Below are 12,908 nucleotides of genomic sequence, written 5' to 3' on the forward strand. Positions count from 1 at the left end.
GGTATTGGTTACTCACTTTGGGCTAATGACAAATGACTCTTTTTAAATTTCTGGTTTAATGCGATTGAGTTGGGATAGCAAATATTGTGTTACTAGAGTAGGCTGTTCGGCTTGCATGAGCGATCGCACCACCGCTACCCGTTTGGCTCCGGCATCGATCGCATCATTGATATTATTGGCATCGATTCCCCCAATGGCAAACCAGGGAATTGAGCAATTTTTGGCTGCATAGCTGACATATTCTAAACCTGTTGCGGCTTTACCTACTTTCGTGGGAGTTTCATAAACTGGCCCCACGCCAATGTAATCTACACTTTCAGCAATTGCTCCTTGCATTTCTTCTTTATTGGTGGTAGAAAGACCTATCAGACGCTGCGAACCGAGTAATTGCCGAGCAACAGCAATAGGCATATCTTGTTGTCCGAGATGCACCCCATCGGCATCGACAGCTAAAGCTAGATCCACGCGATCGTTAACAATGAACAAAGCACCGTAAATATGGCATAACTGCCGTAATTTTCTCGCTTGTTCCAGACGCAAAGAATCATCGGCGGTTTTGTCGCGGTATTGTAAAAGGGTTAATCCTCCTTTAAGTGCGGCCTCGACATTGTTCAACAAATTTTCATGTGGGGAAGTCACAAGATACAAATGCGATCGCCACAACAATTGATGGCGCTGATGACCCATTAAACTACTTTCTAGGGTATAAACCTGATAGCGCATCTGCTTACAAGCCTTAGCCATACTTGGTTGGGTTAGCTTGCTGTATTCTTCCAGCACCCGCAAAGCTTCTTCGACGCGGCAAAAATTAGCTTGCAATACCGATTTTATACTAGCTCGTTCTTCTTCTTGAGGATGGGTTAACTCAGTTCCAGGATCGCCTGGTGTATCTCGCGCCGCCCGCAATTCTGAGGTATGCCACCTGGCTACATCTTGGCGCAGGCGCTTGCATTCAAGAGCTAACTGGGCATTATTCAAGCCAAAACGACACCATTCTTCAATAATTCGTAAGCCTTCACGAGCGCGGTCTAAATTGGCATCTAAAATGCGGTAAACAACTTGTTGTATTTGCTCTTTTTGGCTGAATGGCTCGACCATTACAACAACCCCGTTAGTACTTTCATCGAAGTGTGAATTATCATATCTCTTAGTAACCATAAGCTCATAAATTTGCTTTTTTTTACTCAATTTTGCTGAATCTACGCAAAACAACGTAGTAGTGAGGGTTACGATAAATTATCCCATGTTCCTATAGGCAGTGATAAGGGTAGTTTGAGGCTACAGTTTTGCACTAAGGTTAGTCAAGTCTTTTTGGGTGAACAACAAGCTTAAAAAGGACTCGCCGAAAGGGATACACCAGAAAATCTCCAATGGGCAAACTAAATTGAGACTGTATGGATACTATTTAGAGAGTATTTGTTTTTTGAGGAAGATTTAAAAGATGTTGGTAATCATCATCTCCCCAAAAACTGGTAATTACCAAAATTTTTGTCAGAGTTCAAGGAGTGCAACGGCCCACATCCCTCCCAGAACTTAAGTCCTGGGCTAATAGTTGAAGTCCACTTAAGTGGACTTTAATTCTTGTTTAGTTCTCTTGAGAGCAATACAATCTGTTAGCTGTGGAATTCTATTCCGAGGCGACGATTGTTAGACGTGAATAATGACAAGCTCTTTGGAGGTGAAAGTCTTTTGGCAAATATATTGTTGAACAGACACAATATCATTTATTACCCTGTATTAAAAATCGCCAATTAGTAAATATGTGAGTAATATTATCGACATAATACTCTCTAAGAGTATAAGAATTTATTGTTATTTCTAAGGAGTGTGTTAAATATGATTCACCGGAGTGCATTTACTAAGTACCGTAGAGTAGATATTATGCTTGCAAGGCTGAAGTTTCTGAAATCAGCAAAACTTTTATTTTTTAGCTTATCAGTATTATCTTTTACCGTAAGTATAGGAACAGCAAGTATAGCGTTCCTGGGTAGCGCGATCGCTCAGATGCCATCAACACCAAATTCAGCACCTGTGGGTGAGAAAACCAATTCTCAAGCTAACATGCTGTTTGTCAACCCCAATGGTGGAAATGACAGCGCAGGTAATGGCAGCGAATCCGCTCCTGTAAAAACGATTACCCATGCGTTGCGATTAGCTAACGCCAATACTGTAATTATGCTCTCCACGGGCACTTATAGCGCCGAGACAGGAGAAGAATTTCCCTTAATTCTGAAACCGGGTGTTTCAATTCAAGGCAACCCTAGCAATCAAGGTAAGGATATTATCATTCAGGGAGGTGGTGATTACCTGAGCCGCAGCTTTGCCGGTCAAAATGTCACAATTGTGGGAGCAACCCAAGCTTTGCTGACTGGGGTAACGGTGACAAACCCCAATCGCCGGGGTTACGGTTTATGGATTGAATCTAGCGATCCAGCAATCGCGGAAAATACATTTACTGGTAGTACTCAAGATGGGATTTCTGTCTGTGGTAATGCTGCACCCACGATTAGCAAGAATTACTTCGATCGCAATGGAGCCAATGGCATCACAATAGCTGGTAACTCCAGTCCCCAAGTGAAGGAGAATGTTTTTCACGAAACGGGTTTTGGAATTAATATTGCTCAAAATGCCGCTCCGATAGTCATAGGCAATCAAATTCAGAACAATAGATCGGGAATTATCGTGCAAGCAAAGGCCCGCCCGATTTTACGGAATAATATTATTCAAGATAATAAAGAAGATGGTTTAGTTGCGATCGCTCAAGCAATGCCAGATTTGGGTAGTGCATCGGAACCTGGGGGTAATCAATTTCAAAATAATGCCCGCTACGATATTAACGCCAGCGCTGCTAAACAGGTAATTTCGGCTGGCGGTAATAATCTTGTGAGCGATCGCATCACTGGCAAGGTAGATATTAACGGGACAATAGCACTAGCAACCCAAAATTCTCAATCGACTCCCAGCAATGTGCCACAAGAAATACCATCAACTGGGGAAATCACCTTCTCGGCTCCCGAAACCTCTGAAACTACCAACGATCAAACAGCGCCATTACCCAGCAACACCATTTCACCCAGTAATCCTGTTCCTGGACAATTAAACAGTCAACTGTTGCCATTGTTGTCTGCGAACATACCACTTTCGGCACCCATCTCCAATCAACAGCCATCCACTTATAGAGTTGCTAGATTTCCTATTCCTAGCAGCTTATCACCTAGACAAATAGCAACTAACACTTCAAGAGTTGTAACTTCCAGTCCAGCGCAGCCGCCTAATACACCACAGTTGAATTATGTGCGGATCGATCCTAATACGATTGAGTTTAATGCTCCTGAGTACCCATCCAATTCAGTTGCCAGCATGAGGAATCAAACACAGCAGCCATTACCAATGGTAGAAGCTACTGCCCCAAATGCGTCAGCACTTTTACCACTTCCTGATAACAATATCCCTATTACTAATACTCGCAATATGCAAACAAGTTCTGCAAGTATTCCTGATGGTGGTAACTCTGCGACACAGTTAGGTATCCTTTATCGCGTAGTTGTTCCCTTAACTACTGACAGGGATAAGGATTTAGTGCGATCGCTTGCTCCTGGTGCCTTTCCCACAGTTTGGGAAGGACAAAGAGTTATGCAAGCAGGAGTATTTAGTAGTGAATATAACGCTAAGGAAATGCTCAAAACACTCTCTAGCAAAGGTTTAAGAGCCATTATGGAACCGTTGAATTAATGAGGGCTGAGTGCTAAAAAATCCTATCCTGGCTTGTGATCCAAACGGGTGGCTTGCTCTAAGGCGGCTTTTTCTTTGGCTCGACGGACATAGGGTTGTAATTGAGAGCGATCGCAACCTGTTAAAATAATCAAATTTTCTAAGCTGATTCCCCGCATTAACATTTCTACGCGCCAGGTTTGTTGCGCCTGGGCGATCGCTGGCGTTTGCCCTTGGGGAGTTAATAGTCCCTCACTCCACACTTGCCAACGTTTCTCAAGCTCTGATTCTGACATCGGCGTGCCTATTTCATTCAGAAACATGCCTGTTTGAGCATCTTTACGACTTTTCAGCCATTTAATTAAGGGATTATTGGTAAAAGAACCGTAGCGTTTGCCCAAAATCCATTGATTCACAGGCACTTGACGGACAAATCCGGGGATTGTAATTTGTAGGAAGTGCCCTTGAGGATCGTAGATTTGGTGCGATCGCTCCAAGCGGATTATTTCTGTGGCAGATAACCCAGCCCCAAATAACACATAAGCCAAGGCATAATCTCGGATTCCCGATTTCCTTGCTTGTTGCAGAATTTCATTAACTAAACTAGCTGGTAAATCAGCTACTTCTGTGGTGTTAAACCCTCCTTGGAAACAGCTTGTTGCTGATTCTGCTGAGGATGACATGGCTCCATGTAAAAACAACTCCACCAAATTTTCCAGAAAATCATCCCGATCCTCCCAAAGTTCGTGAAATTCGCTGGTGAACTCAATTACGGCATATCCCAAGATCATCCCATTCAGCAAACTGGCTAATTTTTCTGCGGGTAAATAGGTATTTAGGTGTCCTTGCTGGATTACAGTAGCTAAATACTGAGCTACATAGCGGTTTGCCTCTGTTACTCCCCTGCCTAATGCGCGGCGATTTTCTGCCGGGAATTGGTCGGCTTCACCTACCACAGACCGGACGAACTCTGGTACTCGTTCTAATGCGTGCAAGCTATCACTTGCATAATCTTTCAGAGCTTGGTAGACATTACCGGGAGGCGTTGCCCGCCGCACTAGCGACTCACCTAAATCCTTGAAGGCTGCGGACTCTTCTAGCACAGCTAAAAGTAATCCGTGCTTATTGCCAAAATTCCGAAATAGAGTCACTTCGTTGACTTCGGCTTTTTCAGCAATTTGGCGGGTTGTGGTAGCGCTAACTCCCTGAGCCGAAAACAACTCAAGTGCAGCTTGAATCAGGCGTTGACGAGTGGAAATAAGGTGAGAAGACATAGAAAAATGCAAGTGGCACTTGCAGGGATATCAGAGTTCTGCTAGCATAACAAATGTAAGTGATACTTGCTTTACTCTCCCCTACGGGTGACGCTCCTGCGTCGCTAGCGCTGCGCTAACGCCAGCCACTAATGGGGGAAACCCCCTTGGCCCTAGCCTCTCCCTTTGGGAGAAGACCGCGCTGGCTCACTGTAACTAACATAATATACAGTGCGAGTAAATCCCTTGTGGGATGGCATCCGAGAAAAGGCAAATTGCTTCATCATCCATCAACAGGAATTTTTATGACTGCAAATTTTGGGGCGATCGCCCCTGAGAGAGGCAAATCACCTCAACTCAGTTGGACAAATGTAGTATTTTTTACTACATTTCATGCCTTAGCACTTATGGCTCCTTGGTTTTTCTCCTGGCCAGCATTAGGTTTGCTAGTGTTTCTCCACTGGTTATTCGGGAGTATTGGTATTTGCCTGGGATATCATAGACTACTGAGCCATAAGAGCTTCCAAGTCCCCAAGTGGTTAGAGTATGCGATCGCCCTTATTGGAGCGCTGGCTTTGCAAGGTGGGCCGATTTTTTGGGTAGGTGGACACCGCCAGCATCACGCTCACACGGAAGATATTAATTTAGACCCCTACTCTGCTCAAAGAGGATTTTGGTGGAGTCATATACTATGGATTTTCTACCCGCGTCCCGAATTTTTTGACTATGAAACCTATAAGAAATATGCCCCCGATCTAGCTAGACAACCCTTCTATTGTTGGCTGGATCGCTACTTTTTGCTGTTGCAAATACCCTTTGCACTGCTCCTATATGTTTTAGGAGGATGGCCTTTTGTATTCTATGGTGTGTTTCTTAGATGTGTCTTGCTTTGGCACTCAACCTGGTTTGTGAACTCAGCATCACATCTGTGGGGTTATCGTACCTTTGATGCAAATGATGGCGCTCGTAATCTTTGGTGGGTATCCATCGTCACTTATGGAGAAGGATGGCATAACAACCATCATACTTATCCCCACATGGCGAAATCTGGATTGTCTTGGTGGGAGATTGATATTACTTGGTGGAGCATCCTAGTTTTGCAGACTTTGGGTTTAGCCAAAAAAGTTGTCTCACGTCCTCCTCAAGGTGCAACTCACGGCTAAATTGCAACTCAACGAGCGTGAATTTCTTAAGCCGATTGCTTCCCGCAGTCGGCTTACTAATTTTTAGGGACTTCCAAATAAAAAAATATCCCAAATTTTCTTGTGGGATGGGCAAGATGCCCATCCCACAAAATTGATAATTTATTTCTTGGAAAGCCCTTATCAGTATTATTTTACGGTAAAATCTAATCGTTTAAATCACCGCAATCCATCAAGTGTGAAAACTAACAGCATTTTTTATCGCCTTTAGGACTAGCCCTTTCAAGGTGTGTGATTTCGCAGCTTTTTCGACTAGCTCCCCTAGGTATCTTTTCAGAAATCAAACCGGATTCCTATATTGTTCAAGTAAATAAAACCTGCTGTAAATTCATTTTTACAGAGATTATTACGGACTTTACTTAGAGGATGTTTTAAAAGTATTTAGCTGTGATTTTAGGCACTTTTAGATCCCCCCTAACCCCCCTTCAAAAGGGGGGCTGTTTCATTCCATTTCAAACAGGATTTGTCAAGATGCCTAGCGAGAAAATTGTAAGTAAGTGTGACGATGACATGAACATTTAAGCACTTAAATATCAGTAAGATAGTTCATTCTCTCGGCACGCTGGTAACAAAATAACCAATTTTTAATTGCTAGAACCCTTAATTTTTAAAGCTCTTTAGGGAATGAAACAGCCCTGCCCTTCAAAAGAGGGGAACCAGAATCAAAGTCCCCCTTTTGAAGGGGAGCCACTGCGGTCTTGGGGTCTCCCCAAGTGAAGCAAGTGGCGTGGATTTAGGGCGATCTAGAACGTTTTGATACCTACAATAAGACTTTTAAAACATCCTCTTAAAAAAGAATATGGAAACCAAGCAAATTTGCGTGATTGGGGCTGGAATTAGTGGTCTGGTAACAACTAAAACTTTTCTCGAAGAAGGTTACAACGTTACTGTATTTGAGAAACAAAAAGGACTTGGTGGTGTTTGGGAACAATCTCGAACTTACCCAGGATTAACAACCCAGAATACAGGTGACACATATAGTTTTTCCGACTATCCCATGCCTGCATCATACCCAGAGTGGCCCACAGCAGAAGATATGCGGAATTACTTAAATTCATACGCCCAGAATTTTGGAGTTCTTGAGAGGATTCGCTTCCAAACGGAAGTTACCAATGTTTCCCGCAAAACTGGAGAACAACCAAGATGGGTAGTTACCATCAGAGTGAAAGATGGTAATGGCGATGAGACAAGAGAGGAAAAGCACGAATTTGACTTTGTACTAGTGTGCAATGGCACCTTCAGCATCCCGAAGTTACCTTCTTTGCCTGGTAGAGAAGAATTTGTCGCATCTGGAGGACAGATAATGCATTCTACCGAATTTAACGATGCCTCAATTATTGAGGGGAAGCGGGTAGTAGTAGTGGGTTTTGGCAAATCTGCCTGCGATATTGCGACTTTGGGGGCAAACATAGCCAAAAAATCCAGCCTCGTCTTCCGTAAACCGATGTGGAAGGTTCCGAGATTTTTCCTGGGTTTAGTAAACCTGAAGTATATTTTATTAACTCGCTTTTCAGAAGCTTGGTTCCCCTACCGTCAGATGGGACGGGTTGAAAAATTACTACACACTCTGGGGAAGCCGCTAGTGTGGGCTTTCTGGCGCACTAATGAGATGCTGATACGCCTGCAATTCGGGCTTGATAGTTGCGGAATGTTGCCTGAACAACCAATGAACCAGGTTAACTGTACCATTAGCATCGCTCCCCCAGATTTCTTTAAGTACGTCCACTCTGGTAAAATTCAGGCAATTAAAACAAGCATCGCCAAGTTTATCCCTGATGGTGTGGAATTAGCTAATGGTCAGCAGTTGCAGGCAGATGTAGTAATTTTTGGGACAGGATTTACCCAAGAACTTCCTTTTCTCGAAGAAGAATATCGCCGACAGATAATTGATGAAGATGGTAATTTTAATCTTTATCGTTATCTGATTCATCCTAATATTCCCCAGATGGGTTTTGTTGGCTATAACAGCAGTTTCTATAGTCAGTTGACATCAGAAGTTGGTGCTTGGTGGTTACTAGAGTATGTCAAAGGCAACTTGTTATTGCCTTCACCGTCAGCAATGTATCAAGAAATGGTAGCAGATATCGATTGGATGAAAACTCAATATCATAGTGTTGTAGCGAGGGCGACATGCATCACTTCGTTTTCTTTGCGTTACACTGAGCAACTTATGGAAGATATGGGTGCAAATAATCAGCTTGGTGTCTGGAAGGGAATTTCACAGATTATGATGCCTGTGGATTTATCCCTCTACCACAAACTTCGACAGGAATTAAAGTCGCAAAGACTAAAATAATTCGTAATTACAAGACGTTTGCGGACTCGCTACCGCAATGTTATTGATGGTAGCTCGATGAATTAAAAATGAAGTGGTATTTATATCTTTTTTAATTTAATACGAGGTTCAATTAAGGTTAAAACTCAACGAACCGCAGAGGACACAGAGAGGAGAAAAAAATGCTTAATCCAAACAAACGTATTGCTTTCTTTTTAACTACGAATGACGAATGACGAATGAAAAATGACGAATTCGTTAACCTGACTCCACTGTAGAAGCACCGAAACGATAGCCTTTGCCGTAGACTGTGTGAATCAGCGCAGTTTCTCTACCTACCTCAATCTTACGGCGCAGCAAACGAATTAAGGCTGCAATCACATTACTGCTGGGTTGTTCTTCCTCTTGCCACAAATTATGCAAAATTTGGGCATGAGTCATTAGTTGTCCCGTGTGTTCCATAAAATATTGCAGCAACTGACTTTCTTTTTGCGATAACTCAATGATTCTTCCTTGGCGATAGGCGACTTGATTTTCACAATCGAGTTCTAAATCAGCGACGGTTAAACGTCCGGTGGTGGTTTCATAGGTTTGGGAACCAGAACGACGCAATAAAGCCCGGACTCTGGCTAGTAACTCCCGCAGTTCAAAGGGTTTAACTAGATAGTCGTCAGCACCAGCATCTAAACCTTGTACGCGGTCATCTAGAGTATCCTTAGCTGTGAGAAACAGTACAGGAGTAGTTTTGCCTTGTCGTCGCAATTGCTGACAAATTTCTAACCCCGTTTTTCCTGGCAGCATCCAATCTAAAATTAGTAGGTCATAACTGCCTGCTTGTACATATTCGTTGCCACTTGTGCCATCGTAAGCGGCATCCACAATGTAACCCTCACGAGTTAACAAGCGACTCAAGGGTTCAGTTAGTTCAACTTCATCATCAACTAATAAAATTCTCATGCTGCTGTGGTAAGCATATAGAGATATTATTCAACTGCTAGAACGCCAAGGATATTAAGAAAAAGAATGCTGACTGTTGCATTGCCAAAAGGGGAACTCCTTAAAAATAGCATCCGCCTGCTACAATCTGTGGGATTAGATTTTAGCGCTTTTTTAGATTCAGGAACTCGCCAACTTCAAATTCCCGATCCTAAGGGACTTGCAAAAGCTTTGTTGGTACGGGCGCAGGATGTGCCTGTTTATGTAGAATATGGTCAAGCACAACTGGGTATTGTCGGCTACGATGTGTTGCGGGAGAAGCAGCCGCAAGTTGCCCACTTGGTAGATTTGCAGTTTGGAGATTGTCGGATGTCTGTGGCGGTAAAAGCATCGAGTTCTTACCGATCGCCTTTAGATTTACCACCACATGGTAGAGTTGCTTCAAAATATGTGAATTGCGCTCGTGAATATTTCCACAGTCTAGATTTACCTGTAGAAATAGTACCGTTGTATGGTTCAGTGGAATTAGGCCCGATTACTGGAATGTCAGAAGCGATCGTGGATTTAGTTTCTACAGGGCGAACTCTGCGCGAAAATGGTTTGATTGAAATTGCTACTCTCTATGAAAGCACGGCACGGTTGATTGCCCATCCTCTAAGTTACCGCCTGAATACAGGTAATCTTAGTGATGTGATTTCCAAGCTGCGGGAAGCAGTTTTGATAAAGGTTTAACAGTTACAACAGAAGTTAGAAGTCAGAAATCAAACTAAAGTTTTCATCAATGAAATCATGATTTTGTTGATGAAAATTATGATTTTTATAACAAGACTAAATTTGTTTAAACTAGGATTAGTGCGATCGCAAAAGGACGACAAAATTTCCTGAACAGCCAGACGCGGGGAAATGACTAAGAATTGTTAAAAAAGATTACGCTACTTTTGATCCAGAAATATTACACTTAGATTTCTTAATAAAAGTTAATGAACGCTGGACATATTGATACAGAACTGGCGCGGCTAGAAGCCCTCCGCCAGTATCAAATTCTTGACACTGAACCCGAAAAAGCTTACGACAATCTTGCTCAGTTAGCGGCATTTATTTGCGATACTCCCATCTCTTTGGTAAATTTTATTGATGAAAACCGTCAATGGTTTAAGGCAAAAGTAGGTTTAGATGTATCAGAAATGCCCCGGTGTGTTGGATTGTCTTACCTTTGCCAAGAGCAACGTCAGGTTGTAGTGGTTCCTGATACCTTAGCTGATGAAAAGTTGGCCAATAATCCGGTAGTCACTGGCTATCCATCCGTGCGATTTTATGCAGGCGTACCCTTAATTACCCCAAAGGGAGATATGCTAGGAACTCTGTGTGTAATTGACCAAGTTCCAAAAGAATTGAGCCAAAAACAAGTTGAAGCGCTTGTGGCTTTGAGTCACTTAGTAATCGACCAATTAGAACTTAGGCGTTGTGTAACTGAAGTATCTGAAGTTACTGAAAAGCTAATAGCACAAGAGCAAGCAGCGAGAACCCGCACCAATAATCTTCTTGAAAGCATCACTGATGGTTTTTTTGCCTTAGATAAAAAGTGGCGATTCACCTACATTAATGGTCAAGCAGAACGGCTGTTGCAAAAAAATCAAAATGAGCTTTTGGGTAAAAACATCTGGGAAGTGTTTCCAGAAATCATCGGCACAACATTTTACCGTGAGTATCACAAGGCAATTTTAGAACAGGTGAGTGTGGAATTTGAGGAGTTTTATCCGCCACTAAACTGCTGGCTGCAAATCCACGGTTATCCTGCAAAAGACGGCTTGTCTATTTATTTTCAAGACATTACTGAACGGCGGCGAACAGCAGAAGCATTACGGGAAAGTGAAGAACGGTGGCAATTAGCATTACATGGTAATAATGATGGCATCTGGGATTGGAACCTCAAGACTAATGAAGTGTTCTTCTCAACTCAGTGGAAAGAAATGCTCGGTTATAAAGACGACGAAGTTTCCAACGGTTGGGATGAATGGATAAAACGAATCCACCCCGATGAGCGAGATTTGGTACTTCAAGCCTTCCAAGACCACTTTGCCAAGAAAACACCGTTTTACGTCTGTGAATATCGAGTCCAATGCCAAAACGGCAGCTATAAATGGATTCTAGATCGAGGACAGGCACTTTGGGACGCATTGGGTGATATAGTTCGCATGGTGGGTTCTTATACAGATATCACAGATCGCAAGCGGGCAGATGAGGAATTAAAACGGCAGAATTTGCGATCGCAATTATTTGCTGAAATCACTCTGAAAATTCGAGAATCTTTACAAATAGATGAAATTCTTCAAACCACAGTTATTGAGGTACAAAAATTACTCCAAGCTGACCGAGTTTTAATTTTCCGACTGGAAACTGATGGTTCGGGAACAGTGATACAAGAGGCAGTATTACCTGGTTGGCCCTTAATTTTGGGAGAAAATCTGAACGATAAATGCTTTAAAGAACAATACATAGAAAGATATCGTCGGGGCCGAGTGAGTGCTATTGAAGACATTGAAGCTGCTCATATTCAACCATGTCATCGAGAATTTCTTCAGCAGTTTGCTGTGAGAGCGAACCTCGTAGTCCCGATTCTTGTCAGGGATGGCATTTGGGGCTTGTTGCTGGCTCATCAGTGTGCCGCACCTCGACAGTGGAATAACTTTGAGACGGAGTTGTTACAGCAACTAGCTAACCAAATTGGTATTGCTTTATCTCAAGCGCAACTATTAGAAAAAGAAACTCAGCAAAGTCAAGAACTCGTCCGTTCTAATGCAGAATTAGAACAATTTGCTTATGTGGCTTCCCATGACTTGCAAGAGCCGTTACGGATGGTAACAAGTTATTTACAGCTACTAGAGCGAAGATACAAAAATCAACTTGATGCCAATGCCGATCAGTTTATCACTTATGCAGTAGATGGGGCCCGGCGAATGCAGACCCTAATCAACGATTTATTGAACTATTCTCGCGTCAGCACCCGCGGACAGGCTTTTAAGTTAGTTGATTGCGATCTAATCTTACGATCTGCGATCGCTAATCTCCAAATTGCGATCGCAGATCGTAAAGCAATTGTTACTCATGATTCTCTACCAAAACTGATTGCTGATTCTACCCAACTCACACAAGTATTTCAAAACCTGATTGGGAACGCCATCAAATTTTGCCAAAATCAGCAGCCACAAATTCACATTGGGGTAGCCAAGCCAAATGCAAATTTAGACGGAGAAAATTTAAATTCCATCCCATCGGTAGATGAATGGTTATTCTCGATATGCGACAATGGTATCGGTTTAGAATCCCAGTATGTAGAACGCATTTTTATAATTTTCCAGCGCTTGCACGGTAGAGATAAGTATCCTGGTACTGGAATCGGTCTAGCAATTTGTAAAAAGATTATAGAACGCCACGGCGGCCGGATCTGGGTTGAGTCGAAACCGGGTCAAGGCTCGACTTTCTACTTCACAATTCCAGATAGAGCAGGTAAGCAATCGTGAATACCACAAA

General features: G+C 42.8%; 8 protein-coding genes. 5 read left to right on the forward strand and 3 right to left on the reverse strand.

Translation table 11 applies throughout. The features are described from left to right. Positions 1-42 precede the first annotated feature (42 nt). Positions 43-1,158: a thiamine phosphate synthase gene (locus CDG77_RS17060; protein ID WP_094330537.1), complete on the reverse strand. Its 1,116-nt coding sequence runs from the start codon at positions 1,156-1,158 to the stop codon at positions 43-45. 678 nt (positions 1,159-1,836) lie between these two features. On the opposite strand from CDG77_RS17060, the gene CDG77_RS17065 reads away from it, so the two are divergent. After that, positions 1,837-3,732, forward strand: coding sequence for a DUF1565 domain-containing protein (locus CDG77_RS17065; RefSeq protein WP_094330538.1), 1,896 nt, complete (start codon positions 1,837-1,839; stop codon positions 3,730-3,732). A gap of 23 nt (positions 3,733-3,755) precedes the next feature. Here the strand turns inward: CDG77_RS17065 and CDG77_RS17070 are convergent, their stop codons facing one another. After that, entirely contained in the window at positions 3,756-4,985 is a 1,230-nt protein-coding gene (locus CDG77_RS17070; RefSeq protein WP_094330539.1) for a TetR/AcrR family transcriptional regulator, read from the reverse strand. Positions 4,986-5,269: 284 nt separating this feature from the next. On the opposite strand from CDG77_RS17070, the gene CDG77_RS17075 reads away from it, so the two are divergent. Then, positions 5,270-6,127 carry an acyl-CoA desaturase gene (locus CDG77_RS17075; RefSeq protein ID WP_094330540.1) on the forward strand — a complete coding sequence of 286 codons (858 nt, stop codon included), beginning with the start codon at positions 5,270-5,272 and terminating at the stop codon, positions 6,125-6,127. Between the two features lie 838 nt (positions 6,128-6,965). Next, positions 6,966-8,462 (forward strand): flavin-containing monooxygenase, encoded by a 1,497-nt coding sequence (locus CDG77_RS17080; protein WP_094330541.1) that lies wholly within the window; start codon positions 6,966-6,968, stop codon positions 8,460-8,462. Positions 8,463-8,699: 237 nt separating this feature from the next. On the opposite strand, the gene rppA is transcribed toward CDG77_RS17080, so the two are convergent. Continuing rightward, positions 8,700-9,398 (reverse strand): two-component system response regulator RppA, encoded by a 699-nt coding sequence (rppA, locus tag CDG77_RS17085; protein WP_094330542.1) that lies wholly within the window; start codon positions 9,396-9,398, stop codon positions 8,700-8,702. Positions 9,399-9,464: 66 nt separating this feature from the next. Between rppA and hisG the strand changes: the two genes are divergently transcribed. Together hisG and CDG77_RS17095 are read left to right on the forward strand one after the other, a co-directional pair. Next, positions 9,465-10,109, forward strand: coding sequence for an ATP phosphoribosyltransferase (gene hisG, locus CDG77_RS17090; protein WP_094330543.1), 645 nt, complete (start codon positions 9,465-9,467; stop codon positions 10,107-10,109). 248 nt (positions 10,110-10,357) lie between these two features. Then, a complete protein-coding gene (locus tag CDG77_RS17095; RefSeq protein WP_094330544.1) occupies positions 10,358-12,898 on the forward strand; it encodes a GAF domain-containing protein in 2,541 nt (846 codons plus the stop codon). The last annotated feature ends 10 nt before the right edge of the window (positions 12,899-12,908 follow it).

This window comes from Nostoc sp. 'Peltigera membranacea cyanobiont' 213, from assembly GCF_002245975.1.
Lineage (GTDB): Bacteria > Cyanobacteriota > Cyanobacteriia > Cyanobacteriales > Nostocaceae > Nostoc.